This is a genomic window from Parabacteroides sp. PH5-46 (assembly GCF_029892785.1).
In the GTDB taxonomy this organism is placed as follows: Bacteria; Bacteroidota; Bacteroidia; order Bacteroidales; family Tannerellaceae; genus DFXE01.
Window position 1 is genome coordinate 119,390 of sequence record NZ_JARXXA010000012.1, and the last position, 24,932, is coordinate 144,321.

Here is a 24,932-nt window from a genome sequence, read left to right on the forward strand (position 1 = left end):
TGAAACAAATTTTAATAAAAACCCAGTCGATTTTAATAGATATTTGGTTAAATCACCTCTTTTTCCCCAAATCATCCAAGTGATTTTACTGAATGATCCAAGTGATTTGGTAAAGTGATCTAAATGATTTACTGAAATCACTTGGATCATTTTGTTGTATATTTCTGCCAAGTCGAAACATTGTGGCCGAAATGTATAATTTGAAAGGTTTATTAACCAAAAACACGGGTAAAATGACTATCGTTTCTGAAATAGCAAAAAGAAGGATATTGAACGAAGAATGTAGAATGATGAATAAAGAATATTAAAAAATGCGTGCTGTGTGTTCCGTTCTGTGTTCTATGGCTTTCAAAACGATATTCCTTAAGTGTCAAATTCAGCCGATTTTTTCGACTGTTCCTTATCTTGCTCCGGAATATCGCCTGATATGGAGCTTTGAATTAACAATTTGTCAAAGCTGTTATTTTGTCACTCTACCATATTTTATTAGTTTTGCATTCTATAACATATTTTTAACTATAACATTATGAAGACAAGAAGATTTTTATTTGTGCCGTTGCTCTTGTGTTTTGTAGGCTTGATGCAGCTGGTAGCACAACAAACTCCTCCTCCTCTGCCTATCGACCCTAACATACGATACGGCAAACTGGAGAATGGTTTGACTTACTACATACGCCATAACGAGTTGCCGAAAGAACGGGCCGATTTCTATATTGCTCAGAATGTGGGTTCTGTGTTGGAAGAAGAGAATCAGCGAGGGCTGGCGCACTTCCTGGAACACATGGCTTTTCATGGAAGTAAGAACTTCCCGGGCGATGGTATCATGGACTATACGGAAAGTATCGGTATGCGTATGGGTGAGAACCTGAATGCGGAAACCGGCTTTGACAGAACCGTTTATATGATGATGAATGTTCCTGTTATGCGTCAGGAAGTGGTTGATTCCTGCCTTTTGATCCTGCATGACTGGTCGAGCTTCATCACCTTGAGCGATTCACTGATCGAGAAGGAGCGGGGCGTAATCCGTGAAGAATGGCGTACCGGACAGGATGCGCAAATGCGTCTGTGGGAGCAGCAACTGCCTAAGATGTATCCCGGTAGCCGCTATGCCAACCGCTTACCGATAGGAACGATTGATGTAATCAACAACTTTAAGCCCGAAGAGCTACAGGCGTATTACGAGAAATGGTATCGCCCCGACTTACAGGCTGTTATCATCGTAGGTGATATTGATGTAGACAAGGTAGAAGCCTCTATAAAGAAGATGTTTGCCGATATTCCGGCTCCGGTTAATCCTGCCGAACGTGAGATTTTCTCCGTTCCGGACAATGACGATCCGCTGGTATCCATTGCTACAGACAAGGAAGCGGCTAATACCATCCTGTATATGTTTTACAAGCACGACAAGTTGCCGATGGAATTGCGCTCTACAGCTGCCGGATTGATTACCGACTATATGCAGAGCGTAACAGCTACCATGATGAACGAACGCCTGGGTGAATTGGTATTGAAAGCCGATCCTCCTTATGTATACGGAATGGCAAGCGATGGCGACTACTTCATTTCCAACACGAAAGCTGCCTGGATGATGGCTGCCGTAGCAAAAGACGGCGAGATAGAGCGTGCCGTAGAGGCACTGGCCACTGAAACGGAACGGGCCCGTCAATTCGGCTTTACGGCTTCGGAATACGAACGGGCACGTATCAATGTATTGAAAGAATATGAATCAGCTTATAACGAACATGAGAATCAGCGGAATAACATGTATGTTACCGAGTACGTATCTCACTTTACGGAAGGGGGCTACATCCCCGGTATTGAAACTGAATATATGATGCTCAGCCAGATTGCTCCGGCACTGACGGTAGAACAGGTAAACCAGTATATGCAGCAGATTATCAGTGAGAAAAATCTGGTGATCTCCCTTACAGGACCGGATAAAGAGGATGCCAAATATCCTACCGAAGCGGAACTGTTGACTGTTTACAAAGCGGCCCTGCAGAGCCCGATAGAAGCCTATCAGGAAACCTTGTCAGACGAGCCGCTGATCCCGAATCTGCCTGCTCCGGGTAAGATCACAGATGTGAAAGAAAACCCACTGTTCAAGGCTACAGTCCTGACACTGAGCAATGGAGCGAAGGTGGTATTGAAACATACCGAGTTTAAGAAAGATGAAATCCTGATGAGTGCCAATAGCGTCGGGGGATCTTCTTTGTTCGGAAATGAAGAAAGTGCCAACATACGGATGCTGAACAGTCTCAGCTCCTTAGGAGGGCTTGGTAACTTCTCGGTGGTAGATCTGAGCAAGGTGTTGGCCGGCAAAAAGGTAACTTGCCAGGCAGCCATAAACCAGGATAGCGAAAGCCTTAGCGGATCGTCTACTCCTGCCGATATCAAAACGTTGTTTGAACTGATTTACCTGAATTTTACAGCTCCCCGCATGGATGAAGAAGCCTATTCTTCTTACATCAACAGGTTGACAGCTCAGCTGCAAAACCTGGAGTTGAACCCGATGGTAGCTTTCAGTGATACGATTACAACAGCTATGTATTATGACAACCCACGTACGGCACGTATCAAACAGGCTGATCTTGGGGACTTAAGTTACCCTCGTATCATGGAGATGTATAAAGAACGCTTTGCAGATGCTTCGGACTTTGTATTCACCTTTGTAGGCAATCTGGATATGGAAGCGATCCGTCCGTTGATCGAACAATACCTGGCAAGCCTTCCATCTCTGAAACGTACTGAAAAGCCCAACGAATCCAATATACCTGCCCTGCGTACAGGCGCTTACAACAATATCTTCAACCGCGAACTGGAAGTTCCCAAATCATCTGTCATGAACCTGTTTACAGGAACAATGGAATACAGCTTGGAAAATGCCATTATGATGACGATGTTGAAGCAAGTACTCGACATTGTTTATATGGAGAAAGTACGTCAGGATGAAGGAGGTTCGTATGGCGTTCAGTCGTATGGAATGATCAGCGATTTCCCCAAAGGGCAGACGGTTTTCCAAACCTATTTCGACACGGATCCCGAGAAACGCGAACGCATGAATCAGATCGTACATGCAGAGCTGAAGAGTGTCGCCACATCAGGCCCCCGTCCGGAAGATTTCACAAAAACAAAGGATAACATCCGCAAGCGCCACGATGAGCAGTTGCAGGAAAACAGCTACTGGCTAAGCTCTCTGAACAACTATTTCTACAAGAGCTTCGACAGCTACAGCAAGTACCTCGAAACCCTGGAGGGCATCACTCCCGCCAAACTGCAAGCCTTCACCAAAGCCTTGCTGGATCAAGGAAACACCATCGAAGTAGTGATGGAACCATAAGTTTTTTAGGCACGGATTACGCGGATTACACGATTTTTAATACATCGTAAAACTGTGAAATCTGCGTAATCCGTGCCTGATTTTATCATGAAAGCTGCTTTCCGGCAATCTTATCTACTACAACTGCTATTGCGCCATCGCCTGTTACGTTACAGGCCGTACCAAAGCTATCCATGGCGATATAAAGGGCAATCATCAGGGCCTGAAGAGTTTCGTTAAAGCCAAGCATACTTTGCAACAAGCCCAAGGCTGCCATAATCGCTCCTCCGGGAACACCAGGAGCTGCTACCATCGCAATCCCCAGCATCATAATAAAACCGCTGAACATACCTATCGACACAGGCTCTCCCGCCATATACATAATAGCCATGGCACAGGCTACAATCTTCATCGTACTTCCTGCCAGGTGAATGGTGGCGCATAACGGTATAACAAAGACAGCGATATTCTCGCGTACGCCATTCTTAAGTGCTTGCTTTAATGTAACGGGAATCGTGGCTGCCGAAGACTGCGTGCCCAAAGCTGTAGCATAGGCCGGAAGCATATTTTTTAGCAAACGAAATGGATTCTTTTTGCTTACAATCCCGGCAATCGTAAACTGCAAGACCAACAAGGCGACGTGCAGGACAAAGATAACAACTATGACCTTCAGGAACATACCGATAATCCCTGCCACATGTCCGCTTACCGCCATATTCAGGAAAATACCGAAAATATGCAATGGCAGTAAGGGAATGATAACCACTTCTATCAGCTTGATGACAATATCCCTGAAATCAACAAAGAAGTCGCGCAGAGTCGTTCCGGCTATATTGGAGATCCCCAGTCCGAGGACAAACGATAGCAAAAGAGCTGTCATAATGTCCATCAGCGGAGGCATTTCTACTTTAAAATAGGTAGTTAGCATAAAGTCTTCGGGATTGTCAACAGCCGTAAACTCAGGGTCTACCGGCAGTATGCCCGGGAAGATAAGCGAACTGCTCAGAAAGGTAAAAAAGCCTGAGAACAAGGTAGAGCCATAGGCTATCAAAGCCGTAATGGCAAGTAGTTTTCCCGCACCCTTTCCCAGTTCGCCAATAGCAGGAGCCACCAGTCCCAGGATGATCAGCGGAATAGAAAAAGAAAGGAAATTCCCGAACAAAGAGTTGAACGTAACAAAAATACGGGCGATTGGCGTTGGCAGAAACTGCCCGAATAAGATACCTGCAGCAATGGCAATGACTACCTTACCCAGTAGTGAGATCTTTATTCTTTTCATTTGTGTGGTATATTTTATAGCCTAAAGCGGCAATGATTATACTCATCAAGGGGCTGATCAGGTTAAAAAAGCAATAAGGCAGATAAGCAAAGGTAGAAACGCCCAAGACGGTAGACTGTGTCATCCCGCAGGAGTTCCAGGGCACCAATACGGATGTAACGGTAACAGCGTCTTCTGTTGTACGGCTCAGCAAACGGCTTTCGTATCCTTTGTTCTTATATACGTCTCTGAACATATCACCGGTCAGGATAATAGAGATATATTGGTCGCCGGTTGTCATATTCAGGAACAATCCGGAGACAACCGTAGAAGCTACCATTCCTACCCTGCGCTTCATAAAACGAAGGAATACAGACGTAATACTGCCGATCATACCACTTGCAGCCATCGCCCCTCCAAAGCTCGTTGCACAGATAATCAGCCAGATCGTATTCAGCATACCGGCCATCCCATTGGTTGAAACCAACTCATCCAGGGCTTCGCTTCCGGTGGCTATCTGCGTGCTGCCATAAAAGGTAATCAGCAGTCCTTTAAACTTTGCCGTCATACCCGACACATCTGCTCCGGCTATCTTGTCTAAAATGTCAGGTTGAAAAAGAAGGGCAAATACCCCGGCCAAAGCGGCTGAAAGAGACAAGGTAATAACCGAAGGCAACCTTTTAGCGATCAATACACCTGTTACAACAGGAACGATCAGCAACCATAGGGAGATATTGAAGGTTGCTTTCAGTGAAACCATATACTCGGCAATCTGCCCGGTAGAAGCCGTTTCGTATGAAAATCCGGCTATTGTAAAGATTAATAAAGCGATCAGAATAGAAGGAACCGTAGTATAGAGCATATAGCGTATATGCGTAAACAGAGGCGTTTCAGTTACAGTAGAGGCCAGAACGGTTGTATCCGATAAAGGAGAGATTTTATCTCCGAAATAAGCGCCTGAGATAATCGCCCCGGCAGTCCAGGCCTCCGAAAATCCTTGTGCCTGCCCGATTCCCAGCAAAGCAATCCCGATGGTCGCGATTGTTGTCCACGAACTACCGGTCATCACCGATACAATGGCACAGATAATACAGGTAGAAGCCAGGAAAAAGCTGGGATGGATAATCTGTATCCCATAGTATATCAGGGTAGGGACAATACCGCTTATCATCCAGCTTCCGGACAGTGCACCAATGATCAAAAGGATAAAGAGAGCGATTCCTACACCGGATATGTTATTGACAATAGCAAGCTCGATTGTCTTCCACTTTACCTTGTAGAAGGCGATAGCGATCAGGCTGCAAAGGCCGGTAGCAGTCAGCAACACAATCTGGCTTGCTCCACTCAGCACATCTGTCTCAAAAATCTTTATGGTAGCAAAAAGGAGAGATACTAAGACCAATATTGGTATTAACGATACGAGGGGATGTGGTATTTTTGGCTTATGATCACTCATTTATAATGTAGATTGCTTTAAAAAACACAAAGATAAAGAAAAAGGCGTATTTTTGCCTTATACATAAAAAACGATCACGACTCATGGCAAACTTTTTTAAATCCTTATTCTCATCTGCAAAGACAGAAGAGACATCAGGCACTAACTCCAAAGCAGATAAAAAGAACTTCGAGATTTTCAAGTATGATGGCATCCGCGCCCAGCGCATCGGACAAACCGGATATGCTATCAAATGCTTTACGGAAGCCTTAGCGATCAAGGAAGATCCCGAAACGATGAGCTATTTAGTAACTGCTTATGTAGGCAGTCACGAATTTGACGAGGCTCTGGCATTAACAAACCGCCTGTTGGAGCTGGAACCGGAGAATATATCAGCCCTCCTGACAAAAACAAACATCCTCTTTATGTTGGACAAGGAAGAAGAGGTGATCCCCGTATGCTTGCAAATCCTCGAACGGGAAGAAGATAGCCCTGCCGCCTGGTATCTGATGGGAAAAGCAAAGAAAGCAACAAAGGATTCATTGGGAGCTATAGAGGATCTGGGTAAAGCAATCGCCCTTAAAGACGATTTTACCGAGGCCTACCTGCTCCGCGCAGAAATAACATTGGAAATGAACCGCCACGAAGAAGCGCTATCCGACATAGAAAAAGTAATCGAACTAACACCGGAAGAGGAAAGTGTTTACCTGTTAAGAGGCAAAATCCATGAAAAAATGGCCAATTTCTCTGCAGCCGCAGACGACTATAGGCAGGTTTTGGAATTAAATCCGTTTAACGATGATGCGATATTGCATTTTGGTACTTTGCTGATAAATACAGGGAAGTTGGATGATGCCATTCTTTTCCTTGATGAAGCCATTGAACTCAAACCAGACTTTATTCAGGCATATAAAGAAAGGGCAAAAGCGAAAGAATTGAAAGGAAACAGCACTGGGGCAGCAGAAGATTTACAAAAAGCAGCCGAATTGAGTCCAAAGGAAGAAGAAAATAAAAAAGAAAGTCCCAAAACTAACTTTGACGATATGTATAAAGGAGGCTTGTATTAGTAAAACAATAATATTTGAATAAATCAGGATCAATTAAGACAAAATTGTTTTCACTTTCCGGATTTACAGGAAAATGGATTATCAATTCAGACCTTGTATTTTCTGAATATTGCTTATGGTCTAACTCTAATTTATTATGAATTAATGAAATTATGTCGTTAGTCGGTATACGAACTACACACTATATTCTCTATTATTATTGATTGTTTTACATTATGTGCAATTATTTTGTTCGATAGAAATTATACGAAAGCCATTGTCTTTTCAAACGACAAGATTATGTTTTCTCCGGACCACAAAAAATCGTTAGCCCGACATGAAAACCAATGTAATTATATCATATTTAATGGAGAATGAACGATTTCTTTCCTATCTTTGTTATTGGCAAAAGAATAGATCATTATGAAGGCAAAAAGATTATTTTTTATACTGTCTGTCTGTTTCGTTTTTTTCGGATGTTCTTCGGAAGAAACACCGGAAGAACCTACAACAGATACGGTAAATAGCTGGATAGAGGAAACAATGCGCAGGTATTACTTTTGGTATGATGAGATACCGGATAGTAAGCGGCTGAATTCTTCTGCTGAACCCGAGGCGTTTTTCTATTCCCTGTTATCCCGAAAAGACGGAAAAAATAACAGTAGCGGTGAACATTATTACTATTCTTCTATCAATAAGAAAAGCACAGGTTCGAAGGCTAATATGGGTGAGGGAAATTCTTTTGGTTTTGAATTTCAAGCTTATAATGTTTCCAAACTAAAGAAATATGCCTTATTGGTACTGTATGTGCTACCTTCATCTCCGGCAGACAAAGCGGGAATCAAACGGGGCGACTGGATTTTCGCCATTAACAATGCGGATGTGCCGGGAACTTCTTCTGAGCTGATTTCACTCCTGTTGGATAAGTCATCTTCCAAGACCTTGAAGCTGGGCTTTGCCGATGTAAACGAAGGTACGATTACCCGGTCGGTAGATATTACATCGCGTCCGGTAACAGATAATCCTGTATTTACTTACAGAACCATCCCTTTGGCGAATGGAAAAAATGCAGCTTATCTTCTTTATAATCACTTTACAGCCGGCCCTGGTGGCGACGAAGATCAGACCTATAACAATAAGCTACGTACAGCCTTCTCGGAACTCAAAACGAAGAATCCTACGGATTTTATCCTTGATTTGCGCTATAATGGCGGAGGGCTTGTATCCAGTGCCCGCTTAATGGCTACCATGTTGGCACCGGAAAGTGCCCTGTCTGATATCTTTTGCAAGCTTACATACAACGGCAAATCAAATTCATACTCAAACCAAACGCTGTATTTGGATCCTGACCTGATAAAACAAGGGACTCAAGGTGCCAACCTCAATATAAAAAGGCTTTATGTTATTACAAGTACTTGGACAGCTTCGGCGTCGGAAGCAGTGATCAACGGACTAGAGCCGTATGTGGATGAACTGATCCTGATAGGTGCTAAAACCGAAGGGAAAAATGTAGGCTCTGTAACATTTTCCGATGATAAATACGAATGGGAGCTACATCCTATCGTCAGTACAATCAGTAACAAAAAGGATTTCTCGGATTATTCCGGCGGCTTTGAGCCAACCTTCCCCTGTGTGGAGACATATCAGGATATGTTCTATGAACTGGGCGACGAACGGGAATTTATGCTGAAACAAGTTTTAAACTACATAAATTATCAAACACCTGTAGAGGATGGAACCAAAGCGCTCCGTTCTTCGGATACGGATAAGACTCTGTTCTATTCTTCTATCGAAAGAAAAAGCATGAATAGTGTGATTTTAAACCCATGAATAACAACTACACAAAACTAATTAACGGACAAATCATAACCCCCTCCGGTATCTTATTCGGACATACCCTTATTGTCTGTAACGGAAAGATCGCAGAAATAACAAAGCAGAACACGGACATACCTCAGGCAGAAACCATCGATGCCCGGGGAAATTACATAGCTCCCGGCTGTATTGACATCCATCTGCATGGCGGAAATGGACACGACTTTACAGAAGGGACTCCGGAAGCTTTTTATTCAATAGCCCAGGCACATGCCAGGCATGGTATGACGGCCATCTATGCTACATTGGCAGCTTCACCTAGAAGTGTTTTTGAACAAGCAATACAGGCCTGTGAAACAGTAATGAATGACCCCAAAGACGGAGCACGTATCATGGGACTGCATCTGGAAGGTAACTACCTGAATAAAGTAATGTGTGGAGGACAAAACCCGGACTACCTCTATGATCCGGATCCGGAAGAATACCAAGAGCTATTATCGTCTACGCATTGCATCAAACGCTGGAGTGCTTCCCCCGAGCTACCCGGCGCTTTGGATTTCGCCCGCTATGCTACCCGCCAGGGTGTGTTGGTGTCCCTTGCCCATACAACGGCTCACTATCCCATAGTTAAAGCAGCTTTTGAAGCAGGATATACCCATGTTACACATTTCTACAATGCGATGACAGGGGTACATAAAAAACGGGAATTTAAAGAAGAAGGAACCATCGAAAGCATTTACCTGTTGGATGATATGACAGTTGAGCTGGTAGCCGATGGAATTCATGTTCCTCCGGTAATCATGCGTCTGGTGCATAAGGTAAAGGGAGTGGAACGTATCGCATTGGTGACCGACTCTATGTTTGCTGCAGCCTATGACGGCTCTGTAGAGGATATAGACAGCCGCGTAATCGTAGAAGACGGAGTAGGCAAGTTGGCCGACCGTTCGGCATTGGCTAGCAGTATAGCGACTGCCGACCGCCTGATCCGTGTCATGGTGCAACAAGCAGAGATACCCTTAGTTGATGCCGTGCGGATGGCATCGGAAACCCCGGCAAAGATCATGCGGATAGACGACAGGAAAGGTTCTCTCGAAAAGAATAAAGATGCCGATATAATCATTTTTGACTCTGACATTCATGTATCAACCACTATTATAGAAGGACGTATCGTCCATAAATCAGAAAACGTATGAAAAACAAATTTTTAATGATCGCTATCGTGGTATTTGTGTGTACAAGCCTTTCCGCGCAAATGAAACACGACTTTTTTCCGAAAAAAAATCTAACCTCTGTTGGCGCTTATTATTATCCCGAACATTGGGATCAGAGCCAATGGGACCGTGACTTGAAAAAGATGGCCGAATTAGGCTTCGAATTTACCCATTTTGGCGAATTTGCCTGGGCACAGCTGGAGCCGAAAGAGGGTAAGTATGACTTTGCTTGGCTGGATAAAGCCCTGGAACTGGCAGCCAAACATAAACTGAAAGTTGTATTATGTACTTCTACAGCTACTCCTCCCGTATGGCTTACCCGTGCCCATCCGGAGATTCTGATCAAGAACGAAAATGGTACAACGATGGATCACGGGGCTCGCCAGCATGCCTCTTTCTCAAACACTTTCTATCGGCAATATTCCATGAAAATGATTGCCGAACTGGGAAAACGCTACGGGAATGATCCCCGGGTGATTGGCTGGCAAATAGACAATGAGCCGGGTGTACGACAGGATTTTAATGATGATGCCCTGAAGCGTTTCCGTACCTTCCTGAAAGGTAAATACAAGAACGATATCAACCAACTCAACAAGGCTTGGGGAACGGCTTTCTGGAGCCAGATATATCCCTCCTTTGAAATGATTAATTTTCCGCGCCCTGCAAACTGGGGACAGAATCCGCATCAATTGCTTGACTGGAAACGTTTCTGTGCACATGATGCAGCTACCTTCCTGGATGAACAATCCTTGGAGCTTCGCAAATATTGTAATGATAAACAATGGATTACTTCTAATTATATACCCAACTATGACGAGGGGCATATTGGCCAGTCGCTTCAATATGATTTCTACACCTATACCCGTTACATGGTATATGGAGACCCGGGCATCGGAGAACTGGGATTCCGGATTGGCGACCCGATGCGGATTCCGTACGCTAATGACTTTTTCCGCCCTATCAGCGGCATGTATGGCGTAATGGAACTACAACCCGGACAGGTAAACTGGGGAACACTGAATACACAACCATACCCGGGAGCTGTCAGGCTATGGCTCTGGTCTGTATTTGCCGGAGGAAGTGATTTGACCTGCACCTATCGTTTCCGCCAGCCACTTTACGGCGATGAGCAATTCCACCAGGCCATTATCGGTCCGGATGGTGTAACTACTTCTCGCGGAGGGATGGAGTTTGTACAGTTTATCAATGAGATCAACCAACTGAGGAAACTATACAACTCCAAAGCAGGTTTGCCGGCTGACTATGCCAAACGAAAAGTGGGCATCCTCTATAATCACGAGAATGCTTGGAGTATCTCCAAACGCCCGCTCACTAACCGGTGGAACTTTGATAATCACATACAAAAGTATTATAAGTCGTTAAAGAGCTTCGGTGCTCCGGTAGATGTAGTGTCTGAAGGGAAAGATTGGTCTGAATATCCTATACTGATTGCTCCGGCATACGAAATGGTAGACGATTCGCTGATCCATGCCTGGAAAAGCTATACAGAACAAGGAGGACACCTAGTGCTCACCTGTCGCACGGGAATGAAAGACCGCATGAGCCACCTCTTTGAGCTACCTTTAGGAGGTAAAATCTACTCCCTGATTGGCGGTACAACAGATTTCTATGATTTACTGCCTGCCAATCGTACCGGACGTGTAAAGATGGAAGGTAAGGAGTATAACTGGGGCATCTGGGGAGACATTGTTAGTCCTTATAAGGGAACAGAGGTGTGGGCTAATTATGATGCCGATTTCTATAAAGGAAAACCTGCCATTTTGCATCACAAAGTAGGCAAGGGTAGTGTTACCTATGTAGGAGTAGACAGCGAAGACGGCTCCTTTGAACGGGATATCCTGAAACGTATCTATGCTTTGAATAATACCTCTCTGTTGAATTTGCCGGAAGGTGTATGGATGGAGTGTCGTGACGGTTTTGGCGTGGCTCTCAACTACTCAAGCGAAAACCATCGCTACCCCTTACCTCAGGGAGCGAAAATCATATTCGGAGAACAGGAATTAAAACCCGCCGGTGTTTTAGTTTGGCAATATTGATATAATAGTAGTAAGGGGTAGGTGGTATGTGAAAATTCTTACCGCTTACCACCTAGCTCTTACCACTTTAAATTCCCAGAATTTTCTCGTAGGCTTCCTTGTCGTTGATGATACGTAGGGCTTCCTGGTAGCTGGGGTTATCATCATTCATAACTTGGAAGTACTCGGCTATTTCGTACAGATCACGGGCTATAAGCGCTTTTACCTGAAGTTTAATCAAGGCTTTCGACTTGGAATATTCTTCTTCTTTGAACTCTATTTTCTCTTCTGTCGCCATATCCAATAACGTCTGCATCATATCGTCTGTTATTTCAAACGAGTCTTTGTATTGCTTGAAGTTACGATACTTAGAAGTCAACTCTTGCCTGTTCTGATCCAGGTAATTCATGGAGATGCGGTTTACCAGTCCGGTTGCTACCAAGCGACGATGATAATCTGTATACCGGCTCGTATCAATCGGGATGAAAATATCGGGCATAATACCTCCACCACCATATACTGTTCGATTGGTAACAAGCGTATTATACTTCATAGAATCGGGGAAGTGAATGCTATCGGCACTCATCAGTTCGCCCCGGTTGTAACGGTCTATCAGGTCATGCTGATAATCTTCCTTTTTACCATTCTCATAAGGTTTCTGAATACCTCGTCCGGTAGGCGTATAATAGCGGGATACTGTCAGACGGATCATCGAGCCGTCGGGTAGGGGAATAGGTTTCTGTACCAGGCCTTTGCCGAAGGTACGACGTCCTACGATTACACCTCTGTCCCAGTCCTGAACGGCTCCGGAAAGGATCTCGCTGGCCGAAGCCGACGATTCGTCTACCATCACAACTAGACGACCTTGTTCAAAGCCTCCTCCTCCGGTAGCTTTGGCATCTTCTCTGGGTTGCTTGGCTCCTTCGGTATATACGATTAGCTTGCCTCTCCCTAGAAATTCATTGACTATATCTATCGCTACGTTCAGATAGCCTCCGCCATTCCCCTGAAGGTCCAGGATTAGGTTTTTCATCCCGCTTTTCTTCAACTGAACCATTGCTTTCTTGAATTCATCGGTTGACGAAGCAGCAAAGCGGTTCAACTTGATATAGCCGGTATGTTTATCGGCCATATAGGCCGCATCCAGACTGTAAACGGGTATCTTCCCACGGGTAATTTTAAACTCTACTAATTGCGGTTCGTTCTGGCGAAGCACTTTCACGCGTACTTCTGTCCCCTTAGGGCCGCGAAGGCGTCGCATGATGTCGGTGTTCTTCATTTTCACACCGGCTATCAGGGTGTCGTTTACCATGATAATGCGGTCACCGGCCATTACTCCCACTTTCTCAGAAGGGCCTCCGGCTATTACCTGAATCACATACAGTGTATCGGTAAGCATATTGAATTGAATACCGATTCCGTCGAAGTTACCTTGTAAGGGTTCGGTCATCTCTTTTGTTTCTTCCGGATCCAGATAGTTGGAGTGCGGATCCAGCTTTTCCAACATGCCGGTAATAGCATTTTCAACCAACTTTCCTGTATCGGTAGAATCTACATATAAAGTAGAAACAGCATACAAAGCCATCGAAAGCTTCCGAGCATCGCTTTGAGCAATCAGTTGCATCCAGCAACATGCTGTGAGTAACAGATATAATCCTATTTTTCTCATCCTGTTTTTAATATCCTCTTAATTATATTATTTGTCTTGGAACATCTCTTCAGGAACAAAGAGAGAGATGTCTTTCCCATATCGCAAAAGTTCGCGTACAATGCTGGAACTGATATGGGTATGTTCGGGTTCTGTAAAAAGAATAAAGGTGTCAATCCCTGTTAGTATACGATTTACATCGGCAATACTTTTTTCATATTCAAAGTCGTTGACTGTACGGATACCGCGAAGGATAAACTGAGCGCTTACTTCCTTGGCATAATCAACCGTCAGACAGTCATAGGAGGTTACCTTTACCCTGGGGTCGTCCTGATAAAGTCGCTGAATAAATGCTAAGCGTTCTTCCAGAGCGAAATAGGTTTGCTTTTTCTCATTGATACCAATAGCAATAACAATCTCGTCTACCAAAGCGAGTCCGCGTTTTATCAAAGACTGATGTCCGATTGTAAATGGGTCGAACGTTCCCGGGAAAAGGGCTATCTTTTTCATGCTGAATTATATTTCTTCCTCTACAACCAGGTTTTCAATAATAAAGTTTTGCCGTTCCATGGTATTCTTACCCATGTAAAACGCCAACATATCTTTTACCAGGTCTTCCTTCTTCATCGTTACCTGATCCAGACGGATGTCTTCTCCTATAAAGTTCTTGAATTCGTCGGGAGATATCTCGCCTAATCCTTTAAAGCGGGTGATTTCGGGATTCTTTCCGGCTGCTTCAATAGCTGCCAGTCGCTCCTCTTCGGTATAGCAGTACCAGGTTTTTTGTTTGTTTCGCACACGGAAGAGCGGGGTTTGCAAGATATATACATGATTCCGTTTGATCAGGTCAGGGAAGAATTGCAGGAAGAAGGTGATGATAAGCAAACGGATGTGCATCCCGTCTACGTCCGCATCGGTAGCGATAATCACCTTGTTGTAGCGAAGTCCCTCCAGGCCATCTTCAATATTCAAGGCAGCCTGTAGCAGGTTGAACTCTTCATTCTCATACACAATTTTCTTGGTCAGCCCGTAACTGTTCAGAGGCTTACCCCGGAGGCTGAAAACAGCTTGCAGATTCGGGTCGCGACTCTTGGTTATCGAACCGCTTGCCGAGTCACCTTCGGTAATAAAGATACAGGAATCTTCCGTTCTGTCTCCTTTGGAGTCATTCAGGTGGATGCGGCAATCGCGCAGCTTGCGATTGTGCAGGTTTGCTTTCTTTGCCCGTTCGCGAGCCAGCTTTGTTACGCCTGCAATGGCCTTCCGTTCTTTTTCCGACTCTTGGATTTTCCGCAGAAGCGCATCCGAAGTATCGGGTTGTTTATGCAGATAGTTGTCCAACTCTTTCTTGATAAAGTCACCGATGAATTTGGTAACTGTCGGCCCCTGGGGACCCATATCCTTAGAACCCAGCTTTGTCTTAGTCTGACTTTCAAATACCGGCTCCTCTACTTTGATGCTGATAGCCGCTACTATACCGGCACGGATATCGGAGTATTCAAAGTTTTTGTTGTAATATTCTTTTATTACGCGTCCGATGGCTTCCTTGAAGGCAGAAAGATGCGTTCCTCCCTGCGTGGTGTACTGTCCGTTTACAAAAGAGTAGTACTCCTCGCCATACTGGTTACTGTGTGTAATTACTACTTCAATATCCTCTCCCTTCAGTTGAATAATAGGGTATAGGGGTTCGGTAGTCATGTTCTCATTCAGCAAGTCTACAAGTCCATTGCGTGAATAGAATTTCTGCCCGTTATAAAGAATTGTCAGCCCGGAATTGAGGAATACGTAATTCTTCAACAGACTTTCGATATATTCGTCTCTATATTCGTAATCCTTGAATATCTCTTTATCGGGAATAAAATAAGTAAGTGTACCATTGGCTTCTTTTGTAGGAGCAACATCCGATTCCTCCTTAATAATTGCCCGGTTATACTCTACTTTTTTACACTCCCCGTCGCGGTTACTCTGAATGAGGAAGTAGCTGCTCAACGCGTTTACAGCCTTGATCCCTACACCATTCAGCCCTACCGACTTCTTAAAGGCCTTGCTATCGTATTTAGCTCCGGTATTCATTTTGCTGGAAACATCCACCACTTTCCCAAGTGGAACGCCGCGTCCATAATCACGCACGCTTACCGTGCCTTCTTCTACGGTTACTTCTATTGTTTTGCCATGCCCCATCATGTATTCGTCGATGGAGTTGTCTAATACCTCTTTCAACAGCACATAAATCCCATCGTCGGCGTGCGTACCGTCGCCCAGCTTCCCGATGTACATACCGGGTCTGCGACGGATATGCTCCATCCAATCGAGGGTTTTTATATCCTCGTCATTATAATCCGTTGGTTGTTGTATCTGAGATAAATCTTCCATTTTAAACTTTTTACAAATCCTTCTTAAATGCTCTTCTTGTTTTATGATGTTCGTGCTTAAAGTACTCCCATTGGGCTTGCACAGCATTGTTTGTTTCCAATTCTACATTACTCTCTGCATATTCGGTACCGCATGCCTGATAGACAGGTATCAGGTCATTGAATAGTAAGGCGTTTACTCCTTTTCCCTGATATTCAGGCAATACACCCGTCAGATAAAGGTCTATAATCTTCGGTTTTGATCGTAATGCACCTAACAGATGGATGAAACCAAACGGGAACAGTCGTCCCTTAGCCTTCTGCAAAGCCTTAGACAAGCTGGGTAATGAGATACCGAAACCTACCACTTCATCGTCTGCCTCACGTACAATAATCGTCACCAGATCGAGCCGCACCATCGGTATATATATATTTACATAGTAATCGATTTGCTTATCCGTAAGAGGTGCAAAGCCATACAGAGGAGAGAAGGCGGCATTCAGTGTCCGGAATATCTTATGAGCATACGGCCATATTTCTTTCCGCTTTTTGAACTTCATGATTTTCAGTCCATATTTCTTCTTTACGATCTCGCCTATGCGTTGATGCTTTTCCGGTATACTGTCCGGTATATATATCTTAAACTCTTTCCAGTCTTGATCCTTCACATATCCCATCCGCTCCATATGCTTTGGGTAGTAAGGATAGTTGTAGATGGTAGCCATGGTTCCCAGCTCGTTGAACCCATCTATCAGCATTCCTTCCGGATCCATATCCGTAAAGCCGAGCGGTCCGTGTAGCATGGTTGTCCCCTTTGCTTTCGCCCAGTCTTCAACCGCTTTGAACAAGGCATCTACCACTTCTTCATCATCAATGAAATCAACAAATCCGAAACGGGCGGCATTTTGATTCCATACCTCGTTGCTCCGGTGATTCACCATGCCGGCAATCTTCCCTACTATCTCGCCATCCCTATAAGCCAGAAAGCAGATAGCTTCGCCCACCTCGAATGCCGGATTCTTCTCCTTATCGAAGGTTTGCATCTCATCATCAATCAAGCCCGGCACATAAAAAGGATTGTCTTTATAGAGATCAATGCTGAACTTAACAAACTTCTTAAGCTCTTTCTTATCGGTTACTTCTTTGATTATAACGCCCATTGCATATTTTTTAAACGACAAAGTTACATAAATAAACAATAGTATCGTTTACAAATTCGCAAATTCTCCTATGCCGGCTTATTCAGAATGAACAGAAGAAGGAGACGAAGAAGGGGACGGTGAGGTCTACCAGGATACCATGGAAGATGGCGACGAATACCATATCTTTGCCGCTATAGCGGGTGATGATGGGGAGGGTAGTGTCCATCGTCGTAGCTCCTCCGGCGCAGATGGGGGCCAGGCGTCCGAAGTATTTTACGAATAGTGGGGTGCCAAGCAAGGCTAGTATTTCGCGCATGATGTTGGCCATCAGAGCGATTGTTCCCATCTCGGCAGCCAGTTGAACGCCCAGCGAGGCTTCCTTCAGTTCGATGATGAGGATAGACGATAGAGAATAGTAGGCAAAACCGCTTCCGATGGCCAGACAATCGAATACGCTCCACTTGGTGATAAGCAGACTGGCTAGTGCCGAGAAGCTAAGCGTCCCCACAATTGTCGCCAAAGGGACCAACAACAGCTTAGGGCGAATACTGGTAAGTATTTCTTTTAGTTTCTTGTCGGAGCCGATACTCAGTCCTACCTGAAACATTAACAGATACAATACGTACGATGTCAGGTCTGAGGGAAGTGTAATATCCCATTGCGTAAAGCCCAATCCCAATAAGCATCCCAGGATGAAGAATCCTACGATAACCAAACTTCCTTTCATTCGTTAAGATCTCCCTTCTTTTCTTTGAAGAAAAAGTGATACACTCCCCAGGCTGCCAACACGCTCCCCAGCGTACCTGCCAGTGCAAGGATAAAGGCTTGTCCGCCCAATGCAGGGAGATTATTTACGATTTCGCGATCTCCTCCTACCGATATTCCAAGCAGAAAAAGAAGAAGGATAATGGTGTAAGAAATGGGTTTGCCTATCTTTTGAAGGAATTCTACCCGGCGCAACAGATAGCCTATGGCGATGCCGCCAAACATAATACCAATAACTGTAAACACGTGTTTATCTGATTTAAATTTAATTCTGTCCGCAAAGATAGGGATTCCTCCTCAATAATAGGTAATCTCATAGGTGATCTTATAGATTACCCCTTGCTAAGCCATTAGGCGCAGCTCGGGGAATTCACTCAAAGCGGATGTGTAAAACAACCATTTCGGAAACTGTTCCTACGCGGTAGGGAGGGCCGGCAATGCCGATGCCGGAGGATACATAAAACTGAGAGTCGCCTTTGCGATAGTATCCGTAGGGACATTCATAGATCAGTTTCATAAGCAGGGGATAGGGCCAGATTTGTCCGAAGTGCGTATGCCCATAAAGGCCAAGGTCTATGCCATTCATAGTTGCTTCGGCAAATGTCCAGGGCTGATGATCGAGTAAGATAGCCGGCTTGGTGGGATCAAGCTCCTTTGTAAGATAGCGAAGCGGTTGGCGCGTTTTGTTGATATAATCATCTCGCCCTATGATATAGAAAGAGTTATCTACCAAGGCAACGGAATCTACCAGTAGGGTAGCCCCTGTTTTTCGTATCCAGCGGAGTTTGGCAAAGCGATTGGCGCGGTATTCATGATTGCCCAATACGGCAAATACACCCAGCGGGGCTTGCAGTTGCCGTAGGTCGTCTTCGGCATGCATCTGTTCGGCAAAGCGCGATTCATAGTCCATCAAATCGCCCACCATCACTACCAGGTCGGGATGCTGCTCATTGCTCATTGTAACGTACTTCTGCACCATTCGTTTGTTGATGATTTCGCCTATATGCAGGTCGGTCATCATTACGATTTTCAGGCTGTCGCGTTCGCTGGTCCCCTTCGGCATAGTAAGATGCACATGCTTTACAACGGGATTTGCCACCTTGTGATAGGCATGAATCATTAGGCCTCCTACGCTGATGATAACGGCAAAGAAAAGGGCCAGTTTGGTTTGCCCCCAATGCGCAGTAACACACTTGGGATACCAGGGATAGTAACGGTTCGATAGCCGTACAACCTCTATCAGCAACAGCGCCATCGTAAGGTATATCAGGTAGATATACCAGGTTCCGCAATAATAGAGAATGGAGATGATCACATCGTCGGGCAGTAATTTATGAAAGAAAAAGCCTACGAAGAAAACGAGCAATTCGATGGCAAAGAACAAGATGTAGGGTACCCGCCAGCTTTTCTTTGCCGGAATGGCTTGCCAGCCCCTCCAGAACACGTAGGGGTTGAGAAGTAATTGAGCAATAATCGAACCGAAAAATACTTTCATTTACTTAAACGTGAGATTAAAAACCACCATCTCGCTGCTTGAACAGATGCGGAAAGGAGGCCCCCATAGCGACAAACCGGAGGAGGTATAGAAGTGCGAATTTCCTTTCTTCAGATAGCCGTAGCTGAGTTCAAACATCCGTTTGGTAACGAGCGTAATGGGCCATACCTGTCCGGCATGGGTATGTCCGCTGATCTGCAGGTCTACTCCGGCTGCTGCTGTTTTTTCCAGCTCCATGGGTTGATGATCTAACAGGATGCTTGGCCATTCAGAGTTTGCCTTTTGCATAAGTTCTGAAACCGGCAGGCGGCGTGAGTTGCTACGATCGTCGCGTCCGATAATCTGTAGCCGGTTGGGCAGCGTTACTGCCGAATCCTGTAGCAGATGTATCGGCGTATTGGCGAGAAAATCGATGCTTCCCTGCATATCGCTGATATACTCATGGTTACCCGCTGCCATGTAGATGCCCAGCGGAGCCTTCAGCTGCGAGAGCTCTTCGTCCAGGCGTTGCTGACGAAGGGGGGCGATGCTGTTGTCTATCAAGTCTCCGGCAATGAGGATCAGGTCGGGCTGTTGGGCATTGATCAGGTCTACATACTTCTTCAGAGCAGGCTTATCTGTTCCGTAGCCGATATGCACATCGCTAACGGCCACTACTTTCAGCTGCTTGTCGGGAGAGTCAATCGGCTTGTCGATATGGATATCAAGCTGTGTGATTTTCGGATGCTTGTAATGAATGAATCCATAGATTAACACACAGGCTACCAGTCCAAAGGCGATGAAGAAGCTATAGGCATACTGAAGATGAAACAGCTTCAGAAAGTCGATAACCAACAAACAGATAACCATATAGAGCGTAAAGACCAACCAACCGGTACCCACCTGATGCAGGTAATGCCCCAAGGTGGCCGGAATGCTACCGTCTCTCTTTATCAAAAGCAGAAACGAGAGCATTGCCAACCAGTATAGAATGGCCAGGGTAATCTTTAAACCGATTGGCAAGCCGCTTATAGCCTGCCAACCACGATAGAATACATATAGATTCCCACTGAAATAAACACTGAAAATAACAATGAAAAAAACCGGCATTACTCTTTCTTATTTCTTCGGATATCCCACCGGATTGTTCATCAATAGAAGCTGACGATCCGTTAGCTTCAGCACTTTTTTCAACACCTCCTGATCCATCGTAGCTCGCGGAACGGTAGCCAGTCCCATGCCGGCACATGCTATGTTAATGTTTTGGCATACAATACCTACGTCAACGGCTCCCATCAGCTTAGTCCATTCACTCATATTATCACTCATACGGGATAAATCGGTAACCAATACGATACTGAGCGGAGCTGTAGCAGCAAAATCCTGCCCTTTGGCTACGGCTGCCCGATGATCACCGGGAGTAAGCGGATTCAGGGCATGTGCCTTGGCATCGTAGAGGTAAGCACCTTCCTCCATGATAACATATACATCCACATCCTGTACATTACGAGCCGAGGGGGCTGTGCGTTTGCCGTCTTCGCGATTGATTCCGTTGGTAGCCCAAAGGAGGTTCGAGAGGTCGGCACGTGATAATTTCTCAGGAGCAAACTCTCGGTCAGACTTCCTGTTGCTAAATACATCCATCAAGGGTTTTCCGCCGGTTTTAGTCGGAGGGTCAAGCTTTATTACTTTAAAATCCTGCGCATTTACACAACTAACTAAGAGGAATGCACATAGCAGAAAAGATAATTGTTTCATAATCTTAATATGTTTGCGAATTGTACTAAATAATCGTAATTCTCTAATAAAAAATAAAATAAAAACAAGAGTCAGACGTATTAAAGGTTGTAATGCAAAAGTAGAAAATATCATATAATCTGTATCATGAAAATAGATTATTTAACTAACATTGTCTTAGATATGAACAGCATTCGTGTTTAAAACGTTTTTTTCGTTTTAAAGAAAGAAGCGGTCTTTTATTAAAAGGTAGACCGATACCTTTGTGTACAAATAGGTATTTAATTAAATTAATAATTCTGATTTAACAAATAGTATTATTGCAAATGAAACTGCTACTTTTGCAAATTGTTTTTTAATTGAGAGAATGTGTTTTTATTGAAGATGACTTAATTCACAGTTGAATGAAAAAGAAAATTTATTCCTTACTTCTACTCCTTTTCTTTGTTACTCCTTTATTTGCTCAGACCGTTAGCCAGAATGGCTTCATCATCAAAGGACAAGTGGTAGATTCGTTGACAAATGAAACAGTACCTTATGCGACCTTGAGTATTGCTTTGGCATCCACTCCGCAAACCCCTGTTAAATTATTAGCTTGTGATGAAGATGGAAAATTTGAATCCTCTCTGAATGCTACCGGTAATTATATCATGTTCCTCCAGTCTATCGGAAAATCTCCGGCCAGAAAAACCTTCACAATCAGCGAAAACCGCAAGACCTTAGATCTCGGACAGATCTATATGCAGGAAGATAACCAGCGCCTGGATGAAGTAACAGTAGTGGCACAGAAACCATTGGTAAAGGTAGAGATAGACAAACTCACCTACAGCCTGGAAGATGACCCCGAAGCTGTAACCAATAACACCCTCGACATGCTGCGCAAAGTGCCGATGATTACAGTAGACGGCGAAGATAAAATACAGCTAAAAGGCTCTGAAAACTTTAAGATATACCTGAACGGAAAACCTTCCAACATGCTATCCAGCAACAACGCCTCGGATGTATTGAAGAGTATGCCTGCCAGCTCCGTAAAGAACATAGAAGTAATCACCGAACCGGGTGCCAAGTATGACGCAGAAGGGGTAGGAGGGATCATCAATATTGTTACTACCCGTAACTCGCTGCAAGGCTATACCGGAACCGTACGGGCAGACGCTAGCGCCTTGGGACGCTTTGGGGCAGGTGCCAACCTGTCCGTAAAAGCCGGGAAGTTCGGTATAACCGGTAACTATAATTATCGCCACCAGAACAGCCCCTGGACGGATGCCGAAACAATCCGCGACACAAAAGGCGAGAACCCTTCTCAGCTGAAGCAAATCGGAAGAAACAAGAACAAGGGACCCTTCCAGTTCGGATCTGTAGAAGTAAGCTACGAAATAGATACCCTGAACCTGCTGACGGTTGGTGCTAATCTGTTTAACGGAAATATGAAAAACAACTCCGAGTCAAACGTCGACATGAATTATTACGACGAAGCATCCAACTATAAATACAGAAGCGTAGGCTATGGTAAATACACCTTCGGGTCAACGGATCTAAGTCTTGACTATCAACGTTCAACAAGAAAGAAAGACGAGCTGTTCACTGTTTCATACCGATTCAGTAACTCTCCCGACGATAGCGAAAGCCGGACCGTATATTCCGGAATATCCAACTATCCGACGTATATGCCTCCGCTCAATTCGCGATGGGAAACGAATGAAGCCTATACCAACGAACATACGGTACAGTTCGACTATACTACCCCCATCCGTGAAGGACAAACATTGGAAACCGGATTGAAATACATCAACCGGCAGAATAACAGTAACACAGACAACCTGCACTTCATCGACTCTACCGGCTTATGGACAGAGAATGAATACAACCCATCGAGCGAGTTCAGACATAAACAACACATTTACTCCGTTTATGCAGGCTATACATTGAAAGTTGATAAATGGGGCTTCAAAGCAGGCGTACGTGGAGAAGGAACTGCTCTGAACGTGAAGTTTGAAGATTCTCCGCAAAAGAACTTTAAGACGGATTATTATGATGTAGTACCGAACGGAACCATCTCTTACCAGCTAAATATGGCACAACAGATCCGGATTGGTTATAACATGCGTATCCAGCGTCCGGGTATCTGGTATCTGAATCCCTATGTAAACACTACCGACCCGGAGAATATATCCTATGGTAACCCGAAACTTGATTCGGAAAAAAGCCATAATATCAACCTGAACTATAGTATGTTTGCACAAAAGATAAACATCAATGTAAGTGCAAATTACAGCTTCCTGAACAATGCCATCGAACGCTATACGTTTATCAACAACGAAACAGGTGTAGCGGAAAGTACCTTTGGCAATATAGGAAAGCGCCATCAGGCCGGCTCCTACGGATACATACGTTGGAACCCGGTTAAGTTCTTCAATATCTCATTAAACGGAGGGGTGAACTATGTCAGCTATAAAGCCGAATCCCGCAACCTGGAGAACGACGGAGTTTCCGGACGCCTCTTCTCTAACGCTCAGTTTATCTTACCGAAAGATATAAACATCACCTTGTATGGAGGGTATTCTTCTCCCTGGATCAGTTTGCAAGGGAAAGGTTCCAGCTTCTATCATGCGGGATTCAATGTAAATAAGAGCTTCCTCGACAAGAAACTTACCGTAACCTTGTCATGCAACAGTCCTTTCTGGAAGTCTATGAAGATGACAAACGAAACATCTGATCCTGTTTTTGCGATGAAGAGTACGAACCATTGGCGGACACGCGATTTCAGCATCCGTGTTTCCTATCGCTTCGGAACCTTGAAAGACAGTATAAAGAAAGTACGCCGGGGTATCATGAATGATGATGCGAAGAGTGGTGGAAACTCCGGCGGAGGAGAAGGAGGCGGAGGAGGCATGTAATACATGCCCCTTCCCTCCCTTGTTTTTTATTTACCTCCGAAAGAAAAACTTACCGGGATATAAACCGGTGAAGTAAGCGGATATCCTCCGATATTGAAAGAAGGCTTTACCTGGAATGTGATATTGGATTTCTCATTACCCAATCCCAGGAAATTCTTAGCAATATTAAGGACTGCATTCTTTGAACTACCGGTCAGCAATGTAGCCAGGTCAAACCCGATTGTCAGAGGCATCACCTGTGTTGAGTTGGCTGCTACATTGAAGCTCTGGTTGATCGTTCCTGTTGTAAATTCTACATCATCAATGTTCAGTATATACTGCAAACCACTAAGGGCAGCAGCCGACTGATTCGGGTTGGTAACGTCCAGATTCAATGTAAAATTCAACGGAATAGACGAAGCATTCCCTGTCAGTAAAGATGTCAACTGAAGAATATTGGCAGCCGACAAACCTTTCGACAAGTTCGTCCCCGAAAGCGTCAGGTTCGTAAGCGAATTGTAATTGAACTTGCACTGGGTAAAGTTATAAGCACTTCCAAGCTGTTTAGCTACATCACATCCTGAGAATGTGAAGAAGATAGCAAAAAAAAATAAAAAAACTTTGAGCTTCATAAAACGGTCGTATTTAGTTACATAAATTTGATACCACAAAAGTATAAAAAAACCGGGAATCAAATCCTGTACTGCTAACTTCTTTTGTAGTATCTTAGTAACTGTTAGGAAATTTCATTTTATTCTGTTTATAAAAATTCTGATCATTGCTAACTGTGTTATAATTTGACTTGTCTCGGTCAATTTT

Annotated in this window: 18 protein-coding genes; 6 read left to right on the forward strand and 12 right to left on the reverse strand. The window is 44.4% G+C overall.

Annotated features, from left to right (window positions below; genetic code table 11):
• The first annotated feature begins 526 nt into the window (after positions 1-526).
• Positions 527-3,340, forward strand: coding sequence for a M16 family metallopeptidase (locus M2470_RS13155; RefSeq protein ID WP_280745459.1), 2,814 nt, complete (start codon positions 527-529; stop codon positions 3,338-3,340).
• A gap of 85 nt (positions 3,341-3,425) precedes the next feature.
• Here M2470_RS13155 and M2470_RS13160 read toward each other — a convergent pair whose 3' ends face one another.
• Both M2470_RS13160 and nhaC read right to left on the reverse strand, forming a co-directional pair.
• Positions 3,426-4,598 carry a dicarboxylate/amino acid:cation symporter gene (locus tag M2470_RS13160; RefSeq protein ID WP_280745460.1) on the reverse strand — a complete coding sequence of 391 codons (1,173 nt, stop codon included), beginning with the start codon at positions 4,596-4,598 and terminating at the stop codon, positions 3,426-3,428.
• Entirely contained in the window at positions 4,567-6,033 is a 1,467-nt protein-coding gene (gene nhaC / locus M2470_RS13165) for a Na+/H+ antiporter NhaC (protein ID WP_280745461.1), read from the reverse strand. Before nhaC ends, M2470_RS13160 begins: the two co-directional genes overlap by 32 nt.
• Before the next feature lie 83 nt (positions 6,034-6,116).
• On the opposite strand from nhaC, the gene M2470_RS13170 reads away from it, so the two are divergent.
• The 4 genes from M2470_RS13170 to M2470_RS13185 all read left to right on the forward strand — a co-directional run bounded on the left by M2470_RS13170 (position 6,117) and on the right by M2470_RS13185 (position 12,141).
• Positions 6,117-7,079 (forward strand): tetratricopeptide repeat protein, encoded by a 963-nt coding sequence (locus M2470_RS13170; RefSeq protein WP_280745462.1) that lies wholly within the window; start codon positions 6,117-6,119, stop codon positions 7,077-7,079.
• A 402-nt stretch (positions 7,080-7,481) separates the two neighbouring features.
• A complete protein-coding gene (locus M2470_RS13175) occupies positions 7,482-8,888 on the forward strand; it encodes a S41 family peptidase (RefSeq protein ID WP_280745463.1) in 1,407 nt (468 codons plus the stop codon).
• Positions 8,885-10,066 (forward strand): N-acetylglucosamine-6-phosphate deacetylase, encoded by a 1,182-nt coding sequence (gene nagA, locus M2470_RS13180; protein WP_280745464.1) that lies wholly within the window; start codon positions 8,885-8,887, stop codon positions 10,064-10,066. Before M2470_RS13175 ends, nagA begins: the two co-directional genes overlap by 4 nt.
• Positions 10,063-12,141 carry a beta-galactosidase gene (locus tag M2470_RS13185; RefSeq protein WP_280745465.1) on the forward strand — a complete coding sequence of 693 codons (2,079 nt, stop codon included), beginning with the start codon at positions 10,063-10,065 and terminating at the stop codon, positions 12,139-12,141. The genes nagA and M2470_RS13185 overlap by 4 nt, the downstream gene beginning before the upstream one ends.
• Positions 12,142-12,208: 67 nt before the next feature.
• Here M2470_RS13185 and M2470_RS13190 read toward each other — a convergent pair whose 3' ends face one another.
• From M2470_RS13190 to M2470_RS13230, 9 genes are all read right to left on the reverse strand, one after another.
• Entirely contained in the window at positions 12,209-13,789 is a 1,581-nt protein-coding gene (locus M2470_RS13190; protein WP_280745466.1) for a S41 family peptidase, read from the reverse strand.
• Between the two features lie 27 nt (positions 13,790-13,816).
• Entirely contained in the window at positions 13,817-14,278 is a 462-nt protein-coding gene (coaD, locus tag M2470_RS13195; protein WP_280745467.1) for a pantetheine-phosphate adenylyltransferase, read from the reverse strand.
• Between the two features lie 6 nt (positions 14,279-14,284).
• Positions 14,285-16,141, reverse strand: a complete 1,857-nt coding sequence (locus M2470_RS13200) for a DNA topoisomerase IV subunit B (RefSeq protein WP_280745468.1) — start codon at positions 16,139-16,141, stop codon at positions 14,285-14,287.
• A gap of 10 nt (positions 16,142-16,151) precedes the next feature.
• Positions 16,152-17,279, reverse strand: a complete 1,128-nt coding sequence (locus M2470_RS13205; protein WP_280745469.1) for a hypothetical protein — start codon at positions 17,277-17,279, stop codon at positions 16,152-16,154.
• 82 nt (positions 17,280-17,361) lie between these two features.
• Positions 17,362-17,988, reverse strand: coding sequence for a lysine exporter LysO family protein (locus M2470_RS13210; RefSeq protein WP_280745470.1), 627 nt, complete (start codon positions 17,986-17,988; stop codon positions 17,362-17,364).
• The gene (locus M2470_RS13215; protein WP_280745471.1) at positions 17,985-18,272 is read right to left on the reverse strand and encodes a LysO family transporter; all 288 of its coding nucleotides are present in this window, start codon (positions 18,270-18,272) and stop codon (positions 17,985-17,987) included. Before M2470_RS13215 ends, M2470_RS13210 begins: the two co-directional genes overlap by 4 nt.
• 124 nt (positions 18,273-18,396) lie before the next feature.
• On the reverse strand, positions 18,397-19,521 hold the full coding sequence (locus tag M2470_RS13220; RefSeq protein WP_280745472.1) for a metallophosphoesterase: 1,125 nt from the start codon (positions 19,519-19,521) through the stop codon (positions 18,397-18,399).
• Entirely contained in the window at positions 19,522-20,610 is a 1,089-nt protein-coding gene (locus M2470_RS13225; RefSeq protein WP_280745473.1) for a metallophosphoesterase, read from the reverse strand. It abuts the gene before it with no gap.
• Between the two features lie 9 nt (positions 20,611-20,619).
• Positions 20,620-21,258 (reverse strand): SagB/ThcOx family dehydrogenase, encoded by a 639-nt coding sequence (locus M2470_RS13230; RefSeq protein ID WP_280745474.1) that lies wholly within the window; start codon positions 21,256-21,258, stop codon positions 20,620-20,622.
• Between the two features lie 383 nt (positions 21,259-21,641).
• On the opposite strand from M2470_RS13230, the gene M2470_RS13235 reads away from it, so the two are divergent.
• A complete protein-coding gene (locus M2470_RS13235; RefSeq protein WP_280745475.1) occupies positions 21,642-24,134 on the forward strand; it encodes a TonB-dependent receptor in 2,493 nt (830 codons plus the stop codon).
• 26 nt (positions 24,135-24,160) lie between these two features.
• Here M2470_RS13235 and M2470_RS13240 read toward each other — a convergent pair whose 3' ends face one another.
• Complete coding sequence (locus tag M2470_RS13240) at positions 24,161-24,745, reverse strand: LEA type 2 family protein (protein WP_280745476.1); 585 nt, start codon at positions 24,743-24,745, stop codon at positions 24,161-24,163.
• Between the last annotated feature and the right edge of the window lie 187 nt (positions 24,746-24,932).